This is a genomic window from Gloeocapsa sp. DLM2.Bin57 (genome assembly GCA_007693955.1).
In the GTDB taxonomy this organism is placed as follows: domain Bacteria; phylum Cyanobacteriota; class Cyanobacteriia; order Cyanobacteriales; family Gloeocapsaceae; genus Gloeocapsa.
This window is the reverse complement of record RECR01000043.1, coordinates 36,796-59,294: the sequence shown is the minus strand read 5'-3', so window position 1 is coordinate 59,294 and position 22,499 is coordinate 36,796. Positions and strand designations below refer to the sequence as shown.

The following is a 22,499-nucleotide window of genomic DNA, read 5'->3' as shown; positions in this document are numbered from 1 at the left end:
ATACTATGATTACTATCAATAAAACTCTCTCTTTGTTGTTTGTCTCTCTGTTAATAGCTACAGAAATTGTGCTTACCTCCCCTTTGGGGGCTGAAACTGAATCTCAACAGAAAAACGTCTATTTTACCCCACCTGATGCAGGTAAACCCAATAATACTACTCAAGGTGGTACGAGACCAGTTAGACTCTGTGCTAATGATACCTCAGCTCCTGAAATCTTGGTTACAGCATTAGTACCTGATAACTCTAGCACCTTAACTACGGCTACACATCCTACTTTTCTAGTCTATTTACCCCCAACAACCGCAGAAAATCTAGTTTTTAGCTTACGCGATCCTCAAGAAACATATTATTATCAACAAACTATCCAACTTGATGGACAATCTGGGATCATTAGCTTTACTTTGCCAGAAAACGCCCCACCCCTAGAAGTTGATCAAGATTATCTCTTCTCCTTTACCCTAGCTTGTGAAGAAACTATCAGCCCTGATGATTTCGTCTGGTCAGGAAATATTCGCCGTGTTACTTTAACAGCAAAAATAGACTCAATTAATTCTCTAGAATTAGCCTCTTTTTACGGTGAAAATGGGATCTGGTTAGATATGTTAGCATTAATAGCTCAAGAACATTTAACTAAACCTAATGATCTTACTATTAGTCAAAATTGGCAAACAGTTTTGGAATCAGTAGGGTTAGAGGAAATCAGTGAGCAACCACTGCTAGAGTAAAACTTAATCTAAAAATATCCGAATAAATAACCAGTTTATCGTATAATCAAGACAGGAGTTCAAGGTAACAGTATTACTCAATATGTTAAACCCAAAGAAGCAGCAGTAAATGACTATTTGGTCAAAGCTAAAACAAAGCTTCTCTAATAGCCAAGAAAGAATCTTAATTGCTACGATTGTATCTATAGTTATTATTCTTCTTAGCTATCTCGGACTTTTTCAGTCTTCAGAGTTATTTTTTCTCGACCAATTTTTTAGCTGGAGACCACCAGAACCCTTAGACTCTAGAATAGTAATCGTTACCCTTGATGAAGAAGATATCGCCTATTTTCAAGAATGGCCCCTATCTGATCGCAATCTCGCTGATTTGTTAACTAAGATCGCTCAACAAAAACCGCGAGTAATTGGTTTAGATATTTTTCGCAATATTTCTGTTAAAGAAGGACAGGAAGAATTAACAGCTGTTTTTGAATCGACACCTAATTTAATCGGGATTGAAAAAATAATTCAACCATCTATTCCTCCTAATGCGATTTTACGATCTTTGGGACAAGTTGCTTTTGCTGATTTTGTCTTAGATAATGACGGGAGAATTCGCAGAAATTTAATTTCTGTACAACTTGAAAATGGTGGAGAAATCGAATTAGGTTTAGGGACTAAATTAGCTTTAATCTATCTAGAAGCTGAGGGAATTACTCCCCAACCAACCAATTATAATAACTCCATCGAGTTGGGTAAGGCTAAATTATCTCCCCTAGGGAAAAGATTTGGGGGTTATATGCGGTTTGATAATGGTGGTTATCAGATTCTCTCTAATTATCGAGGAACTAAAGAAAGTTTTTTAACTGTTAGTGCACAAGATGTTGTTAATAATAATATCAGTGCCAATTTATTTAGCGATCGCCTGGTTTTAGTAGGAGCAACAGCACCTAGTCTTAGTGATAGATTTTTTCTGAATAATCAGCAAACTCATGGAGTAATTGTTCATGGAAATTTTGCTAGTGAAATCTTAAGCGCTGCTTTAGATAATCGACCTTTAATACGAGCTTTTAACTCACCTATAACTTGGGTTTGGGTTTGGTTATGGTCTTATTTGGGAACGGTTTTAATCTCAAAATTAATTAAATTCGACCTGACTAAATTAAATAGTCATTTATTGAGTTTATTATTTACAATTTCTATATTAACCTTAAATGTTATCTTTATTTTTAGTAGTTATTTATCTTTTTTATTTGGTTGGTGGTTAATTGTCTTTACTCCTTTTGTCTCTTTAAATATTTCTGTAATTTTAACTTTATTTTATAATAATTATAATCTCCATAAAATAGCCACTAAAGATACTCTTACTCAAGTAGCTAATCGTCGTCATTTTGACTTTAATTTATCTCAACAATGGCATTTACACAATCAAAGTCACCAGTATTTATCCCTGATTATCTGTGATGTTGATTTCTTTAAACTATATAACGATACCTATGGTCATCAAGAAGGCGATCGCTGTTTATACCTGGTAGCGCAAACTTTAGAAAAAGCAGTCAGAAACACCGATTTAGTCGCTCGTTATGGAGGAGAAGAATTCGTAGTAATTTTACCTAATACTAACCCTACTATAGCTAAAGAAATTGCTCAAAGAATAGTAGAAAAAGTAGAAATGACAGGAATTCCTCACTCACAATCTCTGATTAGTAAAAATGTTACCCTCAGTTGTGGTGTTGCTAGCGTTATTATTACCCCTTCTCTATCTATACCTAATTTAATTTCTCTGGCTGATCAAGCACTATATGCAGCCAAAAAGCAAGGAAGAAACCGAGCTATTTTATATAATACTGATCTTGAATCTTTGAAGTGAACCAAGAATGAGTAAGATAAATAAAGTTTGTCGCTCAATAAAAAGGGTTTTAGCAAAGAATGACGATTAGAGGAATATTATTATGGGGGTTGTTATACCGTTTATTAGTAGGAACATGGTTAACCCTAAGTTATGATGAATTTTATTACTATCTTTATAGCAGACATTTAGATTGGAGTTATTTTGACCATCCTATTTTGGTGGCTTTAACTACAGGTTTTACACCTTGGTTAACGGGGATTGTCTCACCACTGAGTTTAAGATTTGGGACGATAATTTTATATACAGGGAGTTTATATCTACTTTATTTAACAGGAGTCAAATTATTTGGCAGTAAAGCAGCGCGGTTATCTGTAGCGATCGCCTCAATCATACCTATATTTCAGATAGCCTTTGGTATTTTAACCCTTCCCGATGGACCATTGATTTTTTTTTGGTCAGCTAGTTTATATTGTGCGGTATGGCAATTTTTCCCTAAAGGTGATTATACCCCGAGTTACCGTCTTCTCTGTTTAGCAGTCTTGGTAGGGTTAGCTTGTTTAAGTAAATACCATGGCTTTATTCTAGCTTTGGGGTTATTAGGTTTTGTCTTATTTAGTCCTCAACATCGATGTATTTTACTCTCTCGGTGGGGTTGGTTAGCAATTGGGGTATTTTTTCTAACGATTTCTCCTATCTGGATTTGGAATTATCAAAACGATTGGGTATCTTTTCGCTTTCACCTATCGAGTCGTTTTCAAGCAGATCCAGGGGTAATTAAACCAGATTTTAGTATCTTGAAAGTTTTAATCGTATTTTTAGCCAATATTCTTTATTTATTCCCTAGTTTTGGCATACCCTTAAATTGGGTAATATTTCGTTCCATACAAGAACAATTTAAAAATAAACAAGTCCAACTAGCCGAAAATTTGATTTTATGGGTATCCTTACCACTGATTATCGGATTTACCCTATTGGGAGGAAAACAACAAGTTTTAGCAGCATGGCCCATGGCGGGTTATTGGGGTGTAACCTTGTTATTGGGGAAATATGCGGTTAATTGGTCAGCAAAATTAGTAGAGAGATGGTTAAAATATTCAGCAATAGCGATCGCCACCTTGATGGTGATATTTTTACTGCATTTGCGTCTAGGAATTTTACAGAAACCCAGTCAATACGCCATCTTTGGGGGGATATTAACTCCCGAGACAGATACATCTACCGAGATGTTTGACGTTAAACAACTAACCGAAGCTTTTCGTCAATCACCCTTCCAGGAAGTATTAACAGAGACAGACTTTGTCTTTACCAACGCTTGGTATCTCGCGGGACAAATTTACCTTGGTTTAAAACCAGTAGTAAATATTCCTGTAACCACATTAGGAGATGATATGCGAGGTTTTGCCTTTTGGTATGATACTGAAGATTGGGTAGGTAAAAACGCCTTGTATATTACCTTAGATTCTGATGACCAGATAGAGGGTTTAACAGCAGCATATAGTGATTATTTTGCCGAATTTAAACCAATAGGGAGAATACCAATTTATCGAGGCCAAGAAATAGTCAAAAAATTGCACGTTTATCAAGGTAAACAGATGTTGCGCCAATATCCTCTAGGATTGAGATAATAATGCTAAAATTTGAGTAATAGTAAAGATGTGTTAAGAGTTCCATGAGTTCTGTAATTAGCGTCGCAAAACAAAAACTAGAAAAACCCCCCTTAGAATTACATTATCTAGGCGATCGCGCTTTAAGAGGTAAAGCCAAACGCATCGCCAAAGTGGATCAAGAAACCAGAAAACTAGTAGAACAAATGCTGCAAACGATGTATAGTTCTCAAGGAATAGGTTTAGCAGCGCCTCAAGTAAATATCAATAAACAGATAATTGTCATTGATTGTGAACCAGATAATTCAGCTAATCAACCTGTAGTGTTAATCAATCCCCAGATAACAGGTTATAGTCAGGAAAAATGTGGTTTTGAGGAAGGTTGTTTAAGTATTCCAGGAGTCTATCTGGAAGTGATACGTCCTGAAGTGGTGTCCGTAAGCTTCAAAGATGAGAATGGACGACCTCGGAAATTAAAAGCATCAGGACTCTTATCCAGAGTAATCCAACATGAAATGGATCATCTTCATGGGGTTTTATTCGTAGATAGGGTACAAAATACCTTAGCCCTCACCGATGAACTGAAAAAAAACGGTTTTTCCTTACAAGCTGTTCAACCCTACCAGGAGTAATTAAAAATTATGGGAATGACCCCCAAAAGCGGTGTCTTGTTACTAATATCTTGCATAACAGCGATCGCCGCTGTCGGTTCAGTATTTGAGTTAAGTTCAGGAGATCCTGAATTAGGTCAACTAACCACGACGATTATTTTAATCGCTTCGATTCCTCTGACAGGTTTATTTTTTTGGGGGGCGGTAGTAGATACCAAAGCCAATCAAAAATAGATCTCAATGTTAGCAATAGCGCAATTTTGGGAAAACTAAATAACAGATGAGTAATTAAGGTATAGTTATGACCGACGCCTCTCGCCCTCCCATTCCACCTCCACCTCCACCACCTTCTACCTCTGTATCTGTTCCCACTGGTAGTAATTTTCCCCCACCCCCCCCCTCTAGTATCCCACCCCCTCCTCCTCCTCCTCCCTCTGAGTCTATATCTATAGATATGCCCATAGATATGCCTACAGGAGATAGTAGTCAAGCCTTTGAGACAATGCCCGTTGTTCCCAAAGCCAGGGCAGTTCCCCCCCCACCAAGACAGGAAAGTTACCAGCCGGAACCGCCTGTACGTCCTATGTCTCGACCATCTCCTGGTCATCCCACCCTAGAATATTTAGTCAGGGAAGCCTATGAGAATGGTTATTCGGACTTACACTTAGGGGTTAACGAAGTCCCCAGAATGCGCGATCGCGGTGACATCCTTATTACAGAATATCCTGTTACCGACCAACAGACCTTTATGAGTTGGTTACGGGAGATTTTATCAGAAGATCAAATTCAGCAGTTTAAAAAGAATTTAGAATTTGATGGGGCTACACAGTACGAATTCGCTAGGGTACGTATTAATGTCTTTGACTCCTTACGTGGTCACTCCATGGTTTTACGTTTGATTCCCGTCAAAATCTTAACTATGGAACAATTACGTCTCCCACCAGTGTTTAAAGACGTCTCTGACTATCATAAAGGGTTGGTTTTAGTTACAGGTCCTACGGGTTCGGGTAAATCAACTACTATGGCGGCAATGGTTGACTATATCAATAATGAACACGCTAAACATATTATCTCCATTGAAGACCCCATCGAATTCGTTCACCAAAGCCGTAAATCGATTATTCGTCAAAGAGAAGTAGGTATTCATACTCACAAGTTTGATAACGCCCTCAAAGCATCTTTACGGGAAGATCCAGATATCATTCTAGTTGGGGAGATGCGCGATCGCGAAACCGTGAATACAGCCCTTAAAGCTTCTCAAACAGGTCACTTGGTTATGGGAACTCTCCACACCAATAGTGCAGTGAAAACCCTAGAAAGGATCTTAAGTCTCTATAGCGCTGAAGAACAAGATGCTATGCGTATGGCACTAGCAGAATCTCTAGTAGCGATTATTGCTCAAGGACTTTGTCGTACTACCGACGGAAAACGAGCAGCTTACCATGACATCTTAATCAATACCGAAACCGTTAAAGACTACATCAAACAGGGTAAAAACGAAGAAATTAGCGCCCTTATGCTAGAGGGAGAATTCGATGGTATGATTACTATGAATCAATCTCTATTTAACCTCTATCAAGAAGGACGCATTACCGAAGAAATCGCCCTAGAAATGTCTCCTACTCCTAACGAAATGGCAATGATGCTCAGAGGTAGAATGTAAGCTCAATCAATGCTATAATCAATTCAGTGCTTGAGGTCTAATCAGCATTGTCAGATTATCAACCAGAAAACAACTTATACAAAGGAATCGCCTTATTTACTCCAGGAGGCGATTTATTTTATTGTCTCGATCCAACTAAACAAAATCGTTGGCATCTCCACCTCTGTATCGCTGTACAAGAAACCCTCAATTTAAGCGAACCTCCCCATTTTCTTGTACCCGCATATACAGCTACGGTAGATCGCTGGTTAATCTCTGGTACAGGAGAAATCAAAACCGCTACCTGTATCTACCCTAGACTGAAACCTTATCAGTGTTTGCTGAATGCTATTTTTAACTTAACAGAAAACTTAACTTGGCAAATCGCCCCTTGGCAAGAGGAATTCTGTAACCCCATCGCTTTAGATAGCTATCAGCAACGATTTCCCGAACTTTGGCAAAATCACGAGTTAGTAGTTAAGGTTGAATCTCCACATAACCCGAAGAAATTAACTCTACCTAAACCAGAAACCCTTCAAGGTTATACCCTACTACTATTTATCTCTAATCAGAATCTACCTAACCCTGAGACTCTCTACACCATTCACCAAATCTTAGAAGAAGGATTGAACTTACCTTATACCCTGAAAATAGTCGATATCAATAAATATCCCGAACAAGCAGAAAAATTTAATATCTCAGCTACACCAACTTTAGTTAGAATCCAACCTCAACCAATTCGACGCATCGTCGGTGAATTTGATAACTGGCAACGTGTTTTACAAATTCTAACCAGCTGAATAACTAAGCTAAAGTTTCAGGACAATAACCTAGTCCTCTGGTAAACTGTTCGCGGAAAGCTTCAATATCGCTAGTGTCAGGACTACCGTAAGAGACGATCGCCACCTGATAACGACGCATGACTTCAACAACGGTTTGACCAGTTTCTAAACTCCAAAAAACCATTTGAATACGCATTTCTGGTTGATAGACAATCCCTAACTCACTCATAAAAGCTTGGAAATTACCATGATAAGGTGGTTTTAATGGTTGAGCAAACTTGACTCTGATAATCCAGCCATTAATCTGATGAATGACAGCCATGTTGCAGGCGGGTAAACTAGTCATTCTGCGTAGATATTCAATTACCCGCAATGTTAAACTAGCGTTTGGTAAAAAATATACATAATCCATGGTAACCCCTTCTTCTCGCGATCCTACACTTTAAGTGTCGCAGAATCTCGACCCCTGATGGTAGGGGAAAAGCACCCGATTCTTAATGGGGGAATTTACCCAAAAACCTGTGAGCAAGGAATTGACAAATATTTTTTCTTGGGAAGAAACTAGCGATTTTTTAAGTCTGATGATATCGCGTCAATCATTTCTTGTAGCTGTACAGCACGAGGATCATTTTCCTTTTTCCAAAGCTCTACTGCTTTTTTCCAATCCTCTATCCCCTCTCTTTCTCCCATATTTGTGCGAGCACTACCACGACCATAATAAGCTTCCGCATTATTCGGTTCAAGACGAATGACCTCGGTAAGATCATCAATTGCACCTTGAAAATTACCTGCCTTGAAATGTTCGTCAGCACGATTAAAATAGAAATCGGCTGTATTTTTTGTCGTTTTGACTTCTATTGCTGCTGATGGCAAAATGAAAGCAGTTTCAGAAGTGTAATAAACAACACAAACAATAGCAGTTAAAGTTAAACGACCAATAACTTGAAAAATATAGTCTCTTTGCCAGGACATTCGCTGTGATTGTTCAGAAATAAATTTGATTTCATGATTATAACATTTAAGCTTTCCCATATCCAAAGATATAGGGGAATTTACCAAAAACCTGTGAGCAAGGAATTTACAATGGAAGATAAAGTTAAGTTAATTAAATCATGGCAGATCAACTAATTAAAGCCACCGCAGCTAATGGTGGTATTAGAGCAGTAGCAACCATCACTAATCGAGTAAGCGAAGAAGCACGTCAAAGACATCATCTCTCCTACGTAGCGACAGCAGCTTTAGGAAGAGCAATGTCTGCGGGTTTATTATTAGCTTCTAGCATGAAAACAGAAGCTTCTAGAGTCAATATCCGCATTAAAGGGAATGGACCATTAGGTGGTTTACTAGTTGATGCTGGGGTAGATGGTGCAGTCAGAGGATACGTCAATAACCCTGGAGTTGAGCTCCCTCCCAATGCGATCGGTAAATTAGATGTAGGTGGGGCGATCGGTAAACAAGGATATCTCTACGTGGTTAGAGACGTGGGTTACGGTTACCCTTACTCTAGTACCGTAGAATTAGTCTCAGGAGAGGTAGGAGATGATATCGCTAATTACCTGGTTAACTCTGAACAAACTCCCTCTGCTTTACTAGTAGGGGTATTTGTTGGTTCTCAAGGAGTTACTGCTTCGGGAGGATTATTATTGCAAGTAATGCCCAAAGCTGCTAAAGATGATAGTTTAGTTGCTCTTCTTGAGTCAAGAGTTAGCAAAATATCTGGATTTACTAATCTGTTGCGAGATGGTTATACTATCCCCGCAATTTTCCAAGAGTTATTAGGGGATTTGGGGTTAAATATCTTACCAGAGGTACAATTAGTCCGCTTTAATTGTGGTTGTTCCTCTGAACGTATGTTAGGTGCTCTGAAAATGTTAGGAGAAGCCGAGTTACAAGATATGATTGAAAAAGATAATGGTGCAGAAGCTACCTGTCATTTTTGTAACCAAGTTTATCAAGCTACTGGTGAAGAATTAGCTCAATTAATCGCTGATTTGAAAACTGGTGATAGTCTTGGATAAGGTAAATTATGACGGTTAAACGCTCCTTTAGCTCGTCTGATTAGATCTGTTTGATAAATAAATTCCTCTCTAGCATCTATGGGGTATGCTCGTAGTTTAAACTGAGTTCCCCAGGGATGCTCCTGGAGGATTACTACAACTGGCAACTTTAATTGTGTGTATCTACTACTATAAACCGCTTGATAGAGAATGCGCAGAACTTTTTCTACATCTACGCTATGATCAAAATAAAAGTCAGTAGCTACTTGTGCTTCTAGATGTCCAGTATTGGCGTTAGAGATACTCTCTGTCCAGATTTTATTATGGGGAATAGTGATGAGATTATCGTCAGCAGTTTGTAATTGTATCGTGCGCAATTGATAACCAACTACTTCTCCATAATGTTCGGCAATTTTAATGCGATCGCCAACCCGATAAGGGGTTTCAAATAACGCCACAAAACCTGCTATAATCGAACTGATATAATCTTTAAAAGCGAAACCTAAAGCAACCGCAATTGTTCCTGTTAAGGTTAATAGATTTGTTGGGGATAAATTCAATAATAAATTGGCTAAATAAGCAATAGCAATGAAAAGAACTATACTTTTTTGAAAGGGAAGAGATTGTTTAATTAGGAGACGAAATCGGCGAGGTACTTTCTCTGATATCCAGTTATTAAACCATTTAATTAAAGCTAATATAAACCAAGTCAAAAATATAGATGCACTTATATATAAAATTTTGGATATATCAATTTCTCTAAACAATTGTTCCAGAGTTTCTGTTGATTCTATTTGGGCAAATATCAATAAATTATTCATCTTGACTAACCAAAAAATTGTTATTAACTAATTCACTTTTTATCTGGTCATAATAACTAGGATTAATAGTAAGCAGATGCTCCTTGTCTTTTAACAAATCCTCAGCTAACAAAACTTGGACACAAGAGCGAATCTGACTAGATGATTCACCTAAACTTAATGCTAAATGATTGCGCGTAATTTGTCCATGAATCAACACAGAGTGGAGTAGATAACGATCTAGAGAGCTTATTTTTGGTAAACTAGGCAAAGATGGTTTAAATTGATATAGAGTAAGAGATTTATTCTTTAACTCCACCTCTTCTGGTGTAATAGCTAAACTATCTAGCCATAATTGGGCAGCAATATTACTGATACCTGAAGCTTCATTAACTAAAACCTCCCAATATTTAGAATTAACTAAACTTTCTAATTCTTCAGCTTGATAGTTATTTTTAACGTATTCTAATAAAGGATTAAACCATTCTTCCAGTGATTCCGCATCCATTTTAGGAAGGAATTTAATTTCAGGAAAATAAGCATTAATTTGACAAACAAAATCGAGAAAATCCCATGACCAATAATTACAACCTATGACCCAAAAATAATCCCGTTGTTTAACAATAAAATCTCTTAGGTATTCTAGACCATCCCAACCATCAATAGAACGTAAAAATAACTGATGTAAAGAGGGAATTACTAATACTGTCTGACTAGGATTATCTGTAGAAGCATAGGGTTGAGTTACTTCTTGGATTAAATCGGGAATCTCCAAGGGATTACTTAATCGAGATTGACCAGATAAGATGGTGATAATATCAACAGGATGGTTACTCCAGTTATTAATACTATCTCTTAAAATTTTAGCGATATTTTCTACAGGATTACTTAAAAAAACTATGCTATGGCAAGCGTCGGGATTTTCTTGCCAGTTTTTAACAGCTGGAGCGATCGCCTCTTGTATAGTATTTTGATAGATAATAGGAGAGGATAAGCACTGTAATTGTTTTTCTAGTTTAGTTTTAGGTAAATTCGGTAAAGATATCAGTTTTTTGTCTGGTTCTTTAGTTTGAGAGTGAGAAAACCATAATTGTAACTTTGACCGAACAAAACTAAACATAGTTAGGATCAATATTGATATAGATATCTTTTAATTCCGAATAAACGTCTAAAGCTTCTGTACCTGGTTCTCTTGTACCATTTCCCGACTGTTTAAAACCTCCAAAAGGCATATGGGGTTCACTTCCATAAGTACCACCATTTACTACAGCTACTCCTGCTTGAACTTTTTCACAGAAGCGTATAGCACGATGTAAATTACCTGTATGGATAGAAGCGGTTAAACCATAGGGAGAGTTATTAGCCAAAGCTAAAGCACTGTTAAAATCAGGTACAGAGTAGAGTATAGCAATTGGACCAAATAATTCTGTTTGGGAGATTGCCGCTTCAGGGGAGATATTCTCTAGGAGGGTGGGTGCGAGATAATAACCATCTTGATGTTCGCTATCGGTAAGACGATCTCCCCCGCTTAAGATTTTAGCACCATTGGCCCGGGCAGTAGCGATCGCCCTTAACATTTGTTGTAATTGTTTATTATTAATCACAGGACCTAAATCATCTGTATCCTTTGGTCCTACTTTAAGTTGTTTAGTTTTGGCTACTAACAAATCTCGAAACTGATCATAGATAGACTCAAAGATAATAATCCTACTACCTGCGGCGCAACGTTGTCCCGCGTTACTAAAAGCTGATAAGATAGTCCAATTAACCGCATTATCTAAATCTGCATCATCACAGACAACCAGGGGATTTTTCCCCCCTAATTCCAGGGAGATACGCTTTAAACTAGGACCTGCTACCGTTTGAATTTGACGTCCTACAGCGGTAGAACCAGTAAAACTAATAATATCTATATCCTGGTGAGCTACTAAAGGTGCTCCCGCTTCTTCACCGTAACCTTGAATAATATTTAACACTCCAGGGGGTAAACCAGCTTCTTGAGCGATTTGACCAAAAATCCAAGCCGTAATAGGGGTATCTTCAGCGGCTTTAAGTACAGCAGTATTACCACAGATGAGAGCGGGGAAAACCTTCCAAGCGACATTAGCGATGGGAGTATTAGCAGCGATAATTAACCCAGCTACTCCTAGGGGTTGACGAACCGTTAAAGCGTGTTTATGGGGAACAGCGCTCGTGGTAGTACGTCCATATAGTCTTTGTCCCTCACTAGCGTAAAATAAACCCAGGGCGATCGCCCCTTGAGTTTCCCCCAAAGCAGAAGCAAAAGATTTACCCGTTTCAGCAGCGACAATCTTAGCTATTTCCTCTTGTCTAGCTTTTAATCCCAAGACCAAATTATGGAGAATTTCTCCCCTTTGGACAGGTGGAATTTCCGACCAAGCAACAGTAAATTGTTTTCTAGCGACATCTACCGCGGTAGCGACATCCTCAGCTTGAGAACGAGTTACTTGACAGAGTGTCTGACCATTACAGGGGTTTAACTTACTAAACCAAGCACCACCTTGAGAGGGTATTTCTTGACCATTAATCCAGTTACAAATCTGTTGGGGAAAATTAACCATAAATGACATCAACGTGAGAAAATAGGCAAAGACTTAACTATTATAAGAGTATGAGTACACATATAGACGGAATTACCCCCCACGGTGGTCATTTAATCAATCGCGTAGCCACAGCTGCAGAAAGAGCAGAATTTCTCCAATTAGCCGACTCTCTACCTAGAGTACAACTAGATCAACGGGCTGAATCTGACTTAGTGATGATCGCCATCGGTGGTTTTAGTCCTCTAAAAGGGTTTATGGAACAAGCAGACTACGAGACAGTAGTTGAAGATATGCGTCTAACCAACGGTCTTCCTTGGTCATTACCCGTGACTCTCTCTGTGTCAGAAGAAGTAGCAGACTCCCTCAAAGAAGGTAATTGGGTACGTCTAGATAACTCTGAAGGTAAATTTATCGGGGTTTTAGAACTAACCCAAAAATACCACTACAATAAAGCTCACGAAGCGGTCAATGTTTACTTAACCGACGAGCAGAAGCATCCTGGTGTTAAAGTTTTATCTGAATCTGGACCAGTTAATTTAGCAGGTCCTGTTTGGTTATTAGACAGAGAAGCTCATCCTCTCTTCCCTTCCTATCAAATAGATCCCCTACAATCAAGGGCTATGTTTAAAGAGAAAGGATGGCAAACTATTGTCGGTTTTCAAACCCGCAACCCCATACATCGCGCTCACGAATATATTCAAAAATGTGCGATGGAGGTAGTTGATGGACTCTTCTTACATCCTCTCGTAGGTGCAACGAAAGAAGATGATATCCCCGCAGACGTGAGAATGCGTTGTTATGAGATTATGCTCGAAAAATATTATCCTCACGATCGCGTTATTCTGGCTATCAATCCTTCAGCCATGCGTTACGCAGGTCCTAGAGAAGCGATTTTCCACGCTTTAATCCGTAAAAACTATGGCTGTACCCATTTTATCGTCGGTAGAGACCACGCGGGTGTAGGAGATTATTACGGTACTTACGATGCACAAAAGATTTTTGCTGAGTTTGAACCCCATGAGTTAGAAATCGTCCCGATGATGTTTGAACACGCTTTTTATTGTAAGTTAACTCAACAAATGGCGACAACCAAAACTAGTCCCGCGACTAAAGAAGATCGTATTCACCTCTCAGGTACAAAAGTAAGAGAAATGTTGCGTCGTGGTGAATTACCACCCCCTGAATTTTCTCGTCCTGAAGTTGCAGCAGAATTATCTCAAGCAATGCAATCTCAAGTACAAAAGGTTTAAGTCAAATTCCTGCACTTTTAAACAAGTGCGGGCTTTTTTTGTTATCCTAAAAATGCTGTAATTACAAAACCTAAGCAGTCAGCATGAGAATTGAACGAAGGCGGTTTTTACAACAAACGGGATTAGCTATACTAACTCTAGGTACTAGTCAACTCACTTTACCTGGATTTAACCGCTATGTTCAAACTCTAGCTGCTACAACTAACCGTAAGTTAGCTTTGTTAGTAGGAATTAATCAATATCCTCACTATCCTCAATTGAATGGTTGTTTGACGGATGTTGAGTTACAAAAAGAGTTGTTAATTCACCGTTTTAATTTTCAACCCCAGGATATTGTTACCCTCACTGAAAAAGAAGCAACTAGGGAAAACATCGAAACCGCTTTTACAGAACATCTTATTAAACAAGCTAAAGCTACTGATATAGTGGTTTTTCATTTTAGCGGTTATGGTAGTTTAGCAAGTCTCCCTAATCAAACTAATCTCCCTAGTTTAGTACCAGTAGATAGTAGCTTCCCCAATAAAAAGAACTCCACTAGTAATCATTTACTAGAAAAAACCTTAGTTTTATTAGCCCAATCTTTACCTACAGATAAGGTTACTCTAGTCTTAGATACTAGTTATGCTATTCCTAGTCAATTACTTCTCGGTAACTTGAAAGTTCGTTCTTTATTACCACCTGGTGAACAACAAGAAAATATCTCAGAGGTAGCTTTTGCTGAACAAATACGATTAGGGATACCTTCAACTAAAAAAAATCTTCAACCAATATTATTACACGCGGGAGCAGAAAATCAACTAGCGGTTGAACAACGTTGGCAAAATTTTAGTGCGGGTTTATTTACTTATAATCTTACTCAAGATCTTTGGTCAAAAATTCCCCCGACTAATTTAATTACTAGTTTAGCTCAAGCTACTGCTAATATCGCTACTGTGATGGGAAGTCAACAACAACCTCAATTGAGTAAACCTGCTCTGACATCAGATGTGGTTTACTACCTAAAATCCCAATCAGCTTTTTCTGCTCATGGTTATCTTAGCTCAATTGGAGAAGAACCACAAGTAAATCTATTAGGATTACCCGCAACGGTTTTACAAAATTATGGTGCTAACTCTCTATTCGCGATACCTGAATTAAAACCTGAGCAATATTTACAGTTGCATAGTCTAAATAAATTTACTAGTAATGCAAGTTGGCTCGGTGATAATCCCCCCAAAAACTTAAAAGTAGGACAAGTTGTTCAAGAATATCTCAGAGTTTTACCCAAAGATGTAAAGTTAGCTATAGCTTTAGATAATAGTCTCGAAAGAATCGAAAGGGTTGACGCTACTAGTGCACTAGTTAATCTGGATCTAGTTGATGGTATAGTTAATCCAGGGGAACAATGGGCTGATTGTTTATTGGCAAAAACTTCTACAGGTTATGGTTTATTGACTCAGAAAGGTAATCTTATCCCTAAAACCACAGGGGAAGTTAACGAAGCGATTAAGTCAGCGGTTACTCGTTTAACTCCTAATTTAGCAGTAATTTTAGCAGCCAAATTAAGCAGACTTACTCTCAATCAAGCTTCTTCTCGCTTACCAGTAGAAGTTAGTTTAACGATTTTTGACCAACGTAATCAAATGATTTGGCAAAAAATTAGCCAATCAGGAGGTAAACAAGATAAAATCACTAGGAAAAATCCAGGACAATTTCTCCCTAGTATCCCGATAAATAAATCTATTCAATATCGTTTGACTAATCAGGGTAATAACCCTATTTATTTTATCTTATTAAGTATCTTACCTGATCATCAGGCGATCGCTCTTTATACCCCTCCTCTGAATCAAAAAACCTTACCTTCTGTGGTTAATCCAGGAGAAACTCGCGTTATACCTAATCCCAATAATTCTTTTACTTGGAAAACTTCTGAACCTTTAGGTATTACAGAAACTCTAGTGATTTGTAGTGATAGTCCTTTTAAAAACACTTTAGAAACTCTCGGTAATCAACAACAAACCTTGGGGAATAAAGAAACAATTGTCTTGTTACTTAAACCTTTAGGAGTTATCCAAGCTATTCTGACAGATTTAGACAACGCAAGTCAGGCTAAATCAAAATTAATCCCGAATTCTGCTGATAACTATACTTTAGCGGTTACTCATTGGGCTAGTTTAAGTTTTGTAATTAATACTCAATAGCTCAATTATAATGTAAGAGTTTTTCTAGATAGGTTTTATAAATCACATGACTACCAGAGCTATCATTATCTTCCCTCATGGAGGTTTAAAAAACAAGGTACAGTCTGGTATTTTTTGGAAATTATTTGATTGTTGTACTAAAACCACTCTTAATCCTCCCGTTGTTGTTGTTAATATGGAAACAAAACAAAAGGGAAAAGCAGCTATTTTTTATAACGATATTATTGTTAATAATCGTCAGCTTGATTTAGTAGAAATTTGGGCTGTTGATACTTGTCAAAGATGGTTAACTGGTTGGGGATATGTTCTCGATAACTACCCTGATACTGAACGTTTAGTTTTATTACCTGGTGATACCGAACAAATTGGCGGTTTAAGTATTAAACATATTCTCAATAAATTAGAAACTATCGAAGATAAACTAGGGGAAATTTTTGAGTTAGGTAAAACGGGAGATGTGAATATTTTATTACAAGAAATTGCTATTTATCTGGAATCAGAAGAGATCAATCAACTCATTAAATTTATGGGTAATGTGAATCAATTTATTGATAAACTTCAACAATTTTTAGATTTAGGGAGTTATTATAATCATGATATACCCGATATTATTCTGGGAGATTATATCACAGGTTTAGAATTTTCTGCTAAAGATTTAATCGATCGCTATGGGACTTTTCCTCTTTTAGCTAATTGGTTTCCTACGATTACTCGTCATATCAATCAAATTCAAGAAATCGACGAATGGGAAAGAAATGGTGTTAAAAAACCTCGCTCAGAATTTCTCAATATTAAGCGGGAAACTCTCCAAGAATTATTAGCCTATAAACCTTTTGCTTATGAACAAACCTTAAATATTTTAATTCGTTCTTGGGATTTTAAAAGCAATATTTGGAAATATAAGATAGCTAAATTTACTTTAGGAATCCTTCAAGATGACAATAGTTTTCGTAAATATCGAGAGTGTTTAGACCAAATCGAAAGAACTGAAAGAATGTTAAGGGTACTTTGGAAGGAGATTAACGAACCTAAAAACCTAGAAGATTATCAACGATTTGTAGATAGTTATGAACAGTTAGACGTGCGTTCCACAGCCATTAGAGAAGCAGCTACCATAGTTTTACGTTCTTTGTTACAAATTAACTAACCCCAAATAGACGTTAAATTAATTACTAATCCAGGTAAAATTTTTTCTGCGGCAATAGTAAGAGGATTAGATAATATCTCTACTTCACTATTTAAACGATAGATTTCTAGGCTTTTGAGATTGGGATTTAATAACCATCCTAAAGGTACTCCACCTTGGAGATACTCTCTCATCTTATTTTGGAGTTGTGGCAGTGAATCACTAGGTGATAATAACTCTAACACAAAATCGGGAGCTAAAGGGGGAAACTTTTGCTGTTCATCTTTGCTTAGGTTATTCCACCTCTCTAGGGTAACCCAAGCTAAATCAGGAGAAAATAACGCCCCATTTGATAAGCGAAAACAAGTAGAAGAATCAAATAAAACCCCTAACTGGTTAGCTTGATTCCAGACAAAAAATAAACCAAGTAAATAAGCGTTTTGTCTTCCTGTTTCTCCTCCTGTAGGTGACATGACTCTTAATTCTCCTGTCGCCGATAATTCTAAGGATAAATTAGGGTTTTCTTGACATATTGCCGCAAATTTAGCACTAATTTGGTCTTTAATAGGGTATAAATTAATTTTAGTCATCTTGAGTCTGGTGTCTATATTTCTTTATGTTTAAACAAATTCGGGAAGCAACAGAACTAGATTTACCAGTTATTGTAGAAATTTATAACGCTAGTATCCCAGATCGCTTAGCTACAGCTGATTTAGTCCCTGTTACCCTAGAAAGTCGTCTCCATTGGTTTCAAGTCCATAAATCTGGCGATCGCCCTATTTGGGTATTAGAAATAGATGGTAAAATCGCGGGATGGTTGAGTTTTCAGAGTTTTTATGGACGTCCCGCTTATCGTCATACTGCAGAAATTAGTATTTATGTATCACCTGATTGGCGACGTCAAGGGGTAGGTCAAGAATTATTGACAAAAGCGATTATGGAGAGTCCTAAGTTAAATATTACTACTCTTTTAGCCTTTGTTTTTGCTCATAATCAACCAAGTTTAACTTTATTTAAAAAACAGGGGTTTCAACAATGGGGTTATTTACCTGGAGTTGCTAAACTTGACGCTCAAATTAGAGATTTAGTTATTTTAGGTCGAAAAGTATAAAGTATGATTAAGAAAATTTACTTATTATTAAGCTAGTATGAAGGATATCATTAGTAAAGTTCTCTCTCCCGCGGTTAATCTCTGGTTACACTCTCAATTAGACAAAGTCGAACAACTGCAAATTAACATCACTGGTACTAATCGTCAGATTTTAACTGGTTATATTCCTGGAGTTTCCCTAGGGAGTATCGCACCAGTGTATCAAGGGATACATTTAAACCAAGTAGAATTGACGGGAGAAAACATTAAAATCAATTTAGGACAAGTAATTAAAGGTCAACCCCTTCGTTTACTCGAACCAATTCTGGTTAAGGGTAAAATTGCTTTAGAACAAACACAACTGAATCTCTCACTCTCTTCTGATTTATTAACTACTGCTTTGACAGACTTATTAAAAAGCTTTATCAAGGGTGATTATCTCCATAATTTACAGATAAACTGGCAAAATCTGGAGATTCACTCTGATAAACTTATTCTTAGGGCGATCGCCATCGATTCTCAAGGAACGATCGTTACTCCCATTAGTTGGAAATCAGGTTTAAGTTTAGCTAGTCACCGTAAACTACTCTTACACCCCATTCAAATTGAAACCAGTAGCGAACAAATCACCTTACATAACTATGAGGTTGATTTAGGTTCACAAGTACAACTAGAAAACCTAACCCTTGCTCAAGGTAGAATAGATTGTTATGGTACTGCTACCATTGTATCTGAGTAAGCTTTAGCTACCTGTGGACGTCCCCAAATAACCCGTTCTTTTTTGTATATGGCTATACCAGGTGGCGAGCCTTTGGGTTTATATACATGTTTGGGTTCAGTATAAATCACGGGGACTTGTTCACTTTCTCTAGCTTTGCTATAGTAAGCGGTTAAATCAGCAGTAAATTGTAAATCCTCTTCAGTAGGTATGCTTCCTGGATCTAAACGTAATAAAACATGACTACCAGGGATTTCTTGAGTATGAAACCACAGGTCATAGTCTGTCGCAATCCGAAAAGTAAGTAGTTCATTTTGTCGGTTATTTCTGCCAATCAATAAGGTAAACCCAGAGGGAGTAGTATAACGACGAGGTTCGGAATTACTTTGCAGGTTATGATCTTGTTGGGGAGAAGGGAGATACTTTTGTTGGATTAATTCTGCTTTAATTTCTCTGAGAGTAAGTAAGTCTTCTTCTGATTGATAATTATCTAATTGGTTAAGATTAACTTCTATTTGTTCTAAATAATTAATCTCTCCTTGAGTTTCTTCCCATAGAGGTATAACCGCATCTTTTGCTCTTTTGAGTTTTTGATGTTGTTTATAAAGCTGTTGTGCGTTTTGGACAGCGTTTTTCTCGGGATTGAGGGGAATAGTTACGGGTTCTGCTGTGCTAAAGTCTTCTAGTGTGATGCTCTTTAATCCAGGTTGCCATTTTTGTAGATTAGCCATCAATAAATCAGCTTTGTAGCGGTATGCTTCTGCTTCTGTGGATTCCTCTAGTTTGGCTTGAAATGTATCTCTTTTGGTTTTAAGCTTCCCGAGATGATAGGTAATTTTTTGCTCTAATTGATGTCGTAGTTGTTGAAAAACCTGTTGACTGAGTTGTTGAGTATAATAATGATCGAGAAGTTGATTAACTCCATCTGCAGGTTTTACCTCTTCCCACCCTAAGACGTGATAACCTTCTTTTGTCCATACGGGTATAAATTGTTTTTCCTTTAGATGAGTTAACCACTCTCTCCACACAGTAAATAGTTGTTCCCAATCAGAGGGAGATAATGACTCGGTGGATTGTTTGGGGTTTAAATTAGCTTTGCTGACTAAACTACGGGCTAAATTAGGACTTAATCCCCGATAAGTTTTTAATAATCCAGTAGCAATTTCTCTAGGAATGAGGTTAACCTTTTTTTGCCAACTTTGATAATCTTCTTCTAGATTAGGTGTTTCTGTAGTTAAGGGTGGGGGAAATTCGTAGCTTCCTCCTGTTTGTAAAGGACGTAAACTCGATTGAGTAGAACTAACTTGATGGGCTACAGTAATGATTTGTTGTTCTGCGTTGGTCAAAATGACGTTACTGTATTTAGCCATAATTTCTACGTAGAGATGCCAAATAGGCTCTTCTCCTGGACGTTTGGCAAATTGTAAGTCTAAGACTCTTTCCCAAGGAGTCACAGGGATGATTTGAGTTAAGGCAAATCCTTTGAGTTGGTGTCTGAGTTGATCACTAAAGGTAAAAGTATCGGCAATACGAGGAGGAGGTGATCCTAAACATATTCTCGCACCTTGGGGATGCCAAGAGATATCTAACCATCCTCTGTGTTTTACCGTACGTAAATTTAAGGAGATTGTATAGCGATCGCGCTGATAGACTTGTTCTAACCTCGCGGGTAACCAGTCTCTTGCTAATTCAGCACAACTACCTATCATTGTTGTATAATCGACTGGCTGCATATCTAACTACAAAGCTTCAAAAAGACAAATTTATAGATAACTATTTCGATTTTACCGTTGAAATCCCTAAATTTTCGAGATAACATTAGAATTATTAAGGATATAACCTGATTAGTTATTTTTATTTATGGAAATACAGTTAATTAACATTGGTTTTGGTAATATAGTCTCGGCTAACCGCATTATCGCGATCGTTAGTCCTGAATCTGCTCCCATTAAGCGTATTATTACAGAAGCTAAAGAAAATGGTAAACTAATCGATGCTACCTATGGTCGTCGTACTCGCGCTGTGATTATTACTGATTCTAATCATATCGTCTTGTCTGCGATTCAACCTGAAACCGTTTCTCATCGTTTCGTTACTCAAAAAGATTCTGTTAATTAAACTTTTTAATTTTTTAATGACTCAGGGAAAATTAATTGTTATTACAGGTCCATCTGGTGTAGGAAAGGGTACTCTGGTTAAGGAATTGCTTAACCTTCATCCCGAGTTAAATCTTTCTGTCTCCGCTACTACGCGATCGCCTCGTCCTGGTGAAGTACATGGTGTTCATTACTATTTTCTATCTCCTGCTGAATTTGAGACTATGATCGCTAGTAATTCTTTCTTAGAATGGGCTCAATATACTGGTAATTATTATGGCACACCACGCGCACAAGTAGAAACTCAATTACAAGAAGGCCAAAGTATTATTTTTGAAATCGAGCTACTTGGAGCACGTCAAGTAAAAAGTAATTTTCCCGATACTCTCGGTATCTTTATTTTACCACCTACTTTTGCTGAATTAGAACGTCGTTTACAAGGTAGAGGGAATGATTCCCCTACAGCTATTCAACAACGCTTAGAACGTGCTCAGCAAGAGTTACAAGCTGCTGATGAGTTTGATTACCAAATCGTTAATGACGATTTTAAACAAGCTCTTAAACTTCTAGAAAAGGCTATTTTTTCCTAATTTGATTATGAGTACATTTAACCCAGATTTTAGCCAAATACTTGACTCAGAGTTACAAGAATTATTAACCAATTTTGAGACAATTACTCAAGATTTTGAAAGCAATTCTCAAACAACAGTGATTCTACAAAAACCCGAAAATAATCCCCATAAACTTTATGATTATTATCTAGATTCTCTCTTACTTGTTTATTTTAATAAGTACGCTATTTTGTGTCAAGCTTTGATTCAATCTTTAAATACAGCTAATTATTTAATTTATGGTTTGATTGGTAGGGCAATTATTGAACATACAGCGATTTTACGTTATTATGTCACCGATAAAATGTTACCTTTGGTGGAATTAGCTTTAGAAGATGGTCAAGTTACCGAGAGTGAAGTATCAGAAATTATCCCTTGGTTAGAGAAACATTTAACTGGACAGCGTTTTAATTGGACAGAATTTTTAGCTGATTATTTAACTCATCCTACTGCTGGTGATGCTTCCCAAGTAAATATCTTAACTTGTTTAGAAAAATGGACAAAAAATAACTCTGATATTGGGGTAATGTACGCTCTTTTTTGTGATTTGGTTCATCCCAATCTAGGAAGTACTTTATTAATTTGTCGTTTAGTAGATAATCAAGTAGGTATTGGTGGTAGTCAGGGTGAAGCCATCGGATTGGAAATCTTTAAACGTACTTTTGTTCAATTAGTACAAATTTTTAGTGAAGTAAAAGACCAATTAGTAAAAATTCAAACCTTTAAGTTTTCTCAAGCTTTAAGAGTAAAGTAAGTATTTATACAGTCTAAAATCCTTCGGGGTTCGGAGGAAAGGAGTAGCGCAAAGCGCAGACAGTAGAAGGAGTTATTGCGCATTCTCCATTCTTAATTTCCACTCGAACCACACT

At 37.3% G+C, this 22,499-nt stretch carries 23 protein-coding genes; 16 read left to right on the top strand and 7 right to left on the bottom strand.

Features of this window, described 5'->3' with window-relative positions; translation table 11 throughout:
* Positions 1 to 5: 5 nt before the first annotated feature.
* From EA365_03315 to EA365_03285, 7 genes are all read left to right on the top strand, one after another.
* Positions 6 to 728, top strand: a complete 723-nt coding sequence (locus EA365_03315) for a DUF928 domain-containing protein (GenBank protein ID TVQ47728.1) — start codon at positions 6 to 8, stop codon at positions 726 to 728.
* Between the two features lie 109 nt (positions 729 to 837).
* Positions 838 to 2,577, top strand: a complete 1,740-nt coding sequence (locus EA365_03310; protein TVQ47727.1) for a diguanylate cyclase — start codon at positions 838 to 840, stop codon at positions 2,575 to 2,577.
* A 59-nt stretch (positions 2,578 to 2,636) separates the two neighbouring features.
* Positions 2,637 to 4,184 carry a phospholipid carrier-dependent glycosyltransferase gene (locus EA365_03305; protein ID TVQ47726.1) on the top strand — a complete coding sequence of 516 codons (1,548 nt, stop codon included), beginning with the start codon at positions 2,637 to 2,639 and terminating at the stop codon, positions 4,182 to 4,184.
* A gap of 44 nt (positions 4,185 to 4,228) precedes the next feature.
* The gene (gene def / locus EA365_03300; protein TVQ47725.1) at positions 4,229 to 4,795 is read left to right on the top strand and encodes a peptide deformylase; all 567 of its coding nucleotides are present in this window, start codon (positions 4,229 to 4,231) and stop codon (positions 4,793 to 4,795) included.
* 15 nt (positions 4,796 to 4,810) lie between these two features.
* Complete coding sequence (locus tag EA365_03295; GenBank protein ID TVQ47747.1) at positions 4,811 to 5,008, top strand: hypothetical protein; 198 nt, start codon at positions 4,811 to 4,813, stop codon at positions 5,006 to 5,008.
* A gap of 67 nt (positions 5,009 to 5,075) precedes the next feature.
* Positions 5,076 to 6,437, top strand: coding sequence for a type IV pilus twitching motility protein PilT (locus EA365_03290; protein ID TVQ47724.1), 1,362 nt, complete (start codon positions 5,076 to 5,078; stop codon positions 6,435 to 6,437).
* A gap of 47 nt (positions 6,438 to 6,484) precedes the next feature.
* Positions 6,485 to 7,216: a circadian clock protein KaiB gene (locus EA365_03285; GenBank protein TVQ47723.1), complete on the top strand. Its 732-nt coding sequence runs from the start codon at positions 6,485 to 6,487 to the stop codon at positions 7,214 to 7,216.
* A 4-nt stretch (positions 7,217 to 7,220) separates the two neighbouring features.
* Here EA365_03285 and EA365_03280 read toward each other — a convergent pair whose 3' ends face one another.
* Complete coding sequence (locus EA365_03280) at positions 7,221 to 7,610, bottom strand: hypothetical protein (protein ID TVQ47722.1); 390 nt, start codon at positions 7,608 to 7,610, stop codon at positions 7,221 to 7,223.
* A 149-nt stretch (positions 7,611 to 7,759) separates the two neighbouring features.
* Positions 7,760 to 8,230 carry a tetratricopeptide repeat protein gene (locus EA365_03275; protein TVQ47721.1) on the bottom strand — a complete coding sequence of 157 codons (471 nt, stop codon included), beginning with the start codon at positions 8,228 to 8,230 and terminating at the stop codon, positions 7,760 to 7,762.
* Between the two features lie 80 nt (positions 8,231 to 8,310).
* Between EA365_03275 and hslO the strand changes: the two genes are divergently transcribed.
* Positions 8,311 to 9,216 (top strand): Hsp33 family molecular chaperone HslO, encoded by a 906-nt coding sequence (hslO, locus tag EA365_03270; GenBank protein ID TVQ47720.1) that lies wholly within the window; start codon positions 8,311 to 8,313, stop codon positions 9,214 to 9,216.
* Here the strand turns inward: hslO and EA365_03265 are convergent.
* The 3 genes from EA365_03265 to EA365_03255 are packed head-to-tail and all read right to left on the bottom strand — an operon-like array spanning position 9,174 to position 12,577.
* Positions 9,174 to 10,016, bottom strand: a complete 843-nt coding sequence (locus EA365_03265; GenBank protein TVQ47719.1) for a mechanosensitive ion channel family protein — start codon at positions 10,014 to 10,016, stop codon at positions 9,174 to 9,176. The genes hslO and EA365_03265 overlap by 43 nt on opposite strands.
* The gene (locus EA365_03260; GenBank protein ID TVQ47718.1) at positions 10,009 to 11,115 is read right to left on the bottom strand and encodes a MarR family transcriptional regulator; all 1,107 of its coding nucleotides are present in this window, start codon (positions 11,113 to 11,115) and stop codon (positions 10,009 to 10,011) included. Before EA365_03260 ends, EA365_03265 begins: the two co-directional genes overlap by 8 nt.
* Complete coding sequence (locus EA365_03255) at positions 11,108 to 12,577, bottom strand: aldehyde dehydrogenase (protein ID TVQ47717.1); 1,470 nt, start codon at positions 12,575 to 12,577, stop codon at positions 11,108 to 11,110. The genes EA365_03260 and EA365_03255 overlap by 8 nt, the downstream gene beginning before the upstream one ends.
* A 50-nt stretch (positions 12,578 to 12,627) precedes the next feature.
* Between EA365_03255 and sat the strand changes: the two genes are divergently transcribed.
* The 3 genes from sat (at position 12,628) to EA365_03240 (ending at position 17,136) form a co-directional block, all read left to right on the top strand.
* On the top strand, positions 12,628 to 13,809 hold the full coding sequence (sat, locus tag EA365_03250; GenBank protein TVQ47716.1) for a sulfate adenylyltransferase: 1,182 nt from the start codon (positions 12,628 to 12,630) through the stop codon (positions 13,807 to 13,809).
* Between the two features lie 83 nt (positions 13,810 to 13,892).
* Positions 13,893 to 15,989 (top strand): DUF4384 domain-containing protein, encoded by a 2,097-nt coding sequence (locus EA365_03245; protein ID TVQ47715.1) that lies wholly within the window; start codon positions 13,893 to 13,895, stop codon positions 15,987 to 15,989.
* A 46-nt stretch (positions 15,990 to 16,035) separates the two neighbouring features.
* The gene (locus EA365_03240) at positions 16,036 to 17,136 is read left to right on the top strand and encodes a hypothetical protein (GenBank protein TVQ47714.1); all 1,101 of its coding nucleotides are present in this window, start codon (positions 16,036 to 16,038) and stop codon (positions 17,134 to 17,136) included.
* On the opposite strand, the gene EA365_03235 is transcribed toward EA365_03240, so the two are convergent.
* Positions 17,133 to 17,705: a Uma2 family endonuclease gene (locus EA365_03235; GenBank protein ID TVQ47713.1), complete on the bottom strand. Its 573-nt coding sequence runs from the start codon at positions 17,703 to 17,705 to the stop codon at positions 17,133 to 17,135. The two genes, EA365_03240 and EA365_03235, sit on opposite strands and share 4 nt — an antisense overlap.
* Positions 17,706 to 17,731: 26 nt before the next feature.
* On the opposite strand from EA365_03235, the gene EA365_03230 reads away from it, so the two are divergent.
* Both EA365_03230 and EA365_03225 read left to right on the top strand, forming a co-directional pair.
* The gene (locus EA365_03230) at positions 17,732 to 18,226 is read left to right on the top strand and encodes an N-acetyltransferase family protein (GenBank protein TVQ47712.1); all 495 of its coding nucleotides are present in this window, start codon (positions 17,732 to 17,734) and stop codon (positions 18,224 to 18,226) included.
* A gap of 37 nt (positions 18,227 to 18,263) precedes the next feature.
* A complete protein-coding gene (locus EA365_03225; GenBank protein TVQ47711.1) occupies positions 18,264 to 18,944 on the top strand; it encodes a DUF2993 domain-containing protein in 681 nt (226 codons plus the stop codon).
* Here the strand turns inward: EA365_03225 and EA365_03220 are convergent.
* The gene (locus EA365_03220) at positions 18,914 to 20,656 is read right to left on the bottom strand and encodes a fibronectin/fibrinogen-binding protein (protein TVQ47710.1); all 1,743 of its coding nucleotides are present in this window, start codon (positions 20,654 to 20,656) and stop codon (positions 18,914 to 18,916) included. The two genes, EA365_03225 and EA365_03220, sit on opposite strands and share 31 nt — an antisense overlap.
* 127 nt (positions 20,657 to 20,783) lie before the next feature.
* Here EA365_03220 and EA365_03215 point away from each other — a divergent pair, with 127 nt between their 5' ends.
* Genes EA365_03215 through EA365_03205 form a run of 3 tightly spaced genes read left to right on the top strand, consistent with a single transcriptional unit; the run spans position 20,784 to position 22,384 of the window.
* Complete coding sequence (locus EA365_03215; GenBank protein ID TVQ47709.1) at positions 20,784 to 21,041, top strand: DUF370 domain-containing protein; 258 nt, start codon at positions 20,784 to 20,786, stop codon at positions 21,039 to 21,041.
* 16 nt (positions 21,042 to 21,057) lie between these two features.
* On the top strand, positions 21,058 to 21,609 hold the full coding sequence (locus EA365_03210) for a guanylate kinase (GenBank protein TVQ47708.1): 552 nt from the start codon (positions 21,058 to 21,060) through the stop codon (positions 21,607 to 21,609).
* A 7-nt stretch (positions 21,610 to 21,616) separates the two neighbouring features.
* Complete coding sequence (locus EA365_03205; GenBank protein ID TVQ47707.1) at positions 21,617 to 22,384, top strand: hypothetical protein; 768 nt, start codon at positions 21,617 to 21,619, stop codon at positions 22,382 to 22,384.
* The last annotated feature ends 115 nt before the right edge of the window (positions 22,385 to 22,499 follow it).

Excerpts from the sequence above, each read along its gene's own strand:
- EA365_03315 (TVQ47728.1), top strand. The coding sequence starts at position 6 with ATGATTACTATCAATAAAACTCTCTCTTTGTTGTTTGTCTCTCTGTTA.
- EA365_03310 (TVQ47727.1), top strand. The coding sequence starts at position 838 with ATGACTATTTGGTCAAAGCTAAAACAAAGCTTCTCTAATAGCCAAGAA.
- EA365_03305 (TVQ47726.1), top strand. The coding sequence starts at position 2,637 with ATGACGATTAGAGGAATATTATTATGGGGGTTGTTATACCGTTTATTA.
- def (TVQ47725.1), top strand. The coding sequence starts at position 4,229 with ATGAGTTCTGTAATTAGCGTCGCAAAACAAAAACTAGAAAAACCCCCC.
- EA365_03295 (TVQ47747.1), top strand. The coding sequence starts at position 4,811 with ATGACCCCCAAAAGCGGTGTCTTGTTACTAATATCTTGCATAACAGCG.
- EA365_03290 (TVQ47724.1), top strand. The coding sequence starts at position 5,076 with ATGACCGACGCCTCTCGCCCTCCCATTCCACCTCCACCTCCACCACCT.
- EA365_03280 (TVQ47722.1), bottom strand. The coding sequence starts at position 7,610 with ATGGATTATGTATATTTTTTACCAAACGCTAGTTTAACATTGCGGGTA.
- EA365_03275 (TVQ47721.1), bottom strand. The coding sequence starts at position 8,230 with ATGGGAAAGCTTAAATGTTATAATCATGAAATCAAATTTATTTCTGAA.
- hslO (TVQ47720.1), top strand. The coding sequence starts at position 8,311 with ATGGCAGATCAACTAATTAAAGCCACCGCAGCTAATGGTGGTATTAGA.
- EA365_03265 (TVQ47719.1), bottom strand. The coding sequence starts at position 10,016 with ATGAATAATTTATTGATATTTGCCCAAATAGAATCAACAGAAACTCTG.
- EA365_03260 (TVQ47718.1), bottom strand. The coding sequence starts at position 11,115 with ATGTTTAGTTTTGTTCGGTCAAAGTTACAATTATGGTTTTCTCACTCT.
- EA365_03255 (TVQ47717.1), bottom strand. The coding sequence starts at position 12,577 with ATGGTTAATTTTCCCCAACAGATTTGTAACTGGATTAATGGTCAAGAA.
- sat (TVQ47716.1), top strand. The coding sequence starts at position 12,628 with ATGAGTACACATATAGACGGAATTACCCCCCACGGTGGTCATTTAATC.
- EA365_03245 (TVQ47715.1), top strand. The coding sequence starts at position 13,893 with ATGAGAATTGAACGAAGGCGGTTTTTACAACAAACGGGATTAGCTATA.
- EA365_03240 (TVQ47714.1), top strand. The coding sequence starts at position 16,036 with ATGACTACCAGAGCTATCATTATCTTCCCTCATGGAGGTTTAAAAAAC.
- EA365_03235 (TVQ47713.1), bottom strand. The coding sequence starts at position 17,705 with ATGACTAAAATTAATTTATACCCTATTAAAGACCAAATTAGTGCTAAA.
- EA365_03230 (TVQ47712.1), top strand. The coding sequence starts at position 17,732 with ATGTTTAAACAAATTCGGGAAGCAACAGAACTAGATTTACCAGTTATT.
- EA365_03225 (TVQ47711.1), top strand. The coding sequence starts at position 18,264 with ATGAAGGATATCATTAGTAAAGTTCTCTCTCCCGCGGTTAATCTCTGG.
- EA365_03220 (TVQ47710.1), bottom strand. The coding sequence starts at position 20,656 with ATGCAGCCAGTCGATTATACAACAATGATAGGTAGTTGTGCTGAATTA.
- EA365_03215 (TVQ47709.1), top strand. The coding sequence starts at position 20,784 with ATGGAAATACAGTTAATTAACATTGGTTTTGGTAATATAGTCTCGGCT.
- EA365_03210 (TVQ47708.1), top strand. The coding sequence starts at position 21,058 with ATGACTCAGGGAAAATTAATTGTTATTACAGGTCCATCTGGTGTAGGA.
- EA365_03205 (TVQ47707.1), top strand. The coding sequence starts at position 21,617 with ATGAGTACATTTAACCCAGATTTTAGCCAAATACTTGACTCAGAGTTA.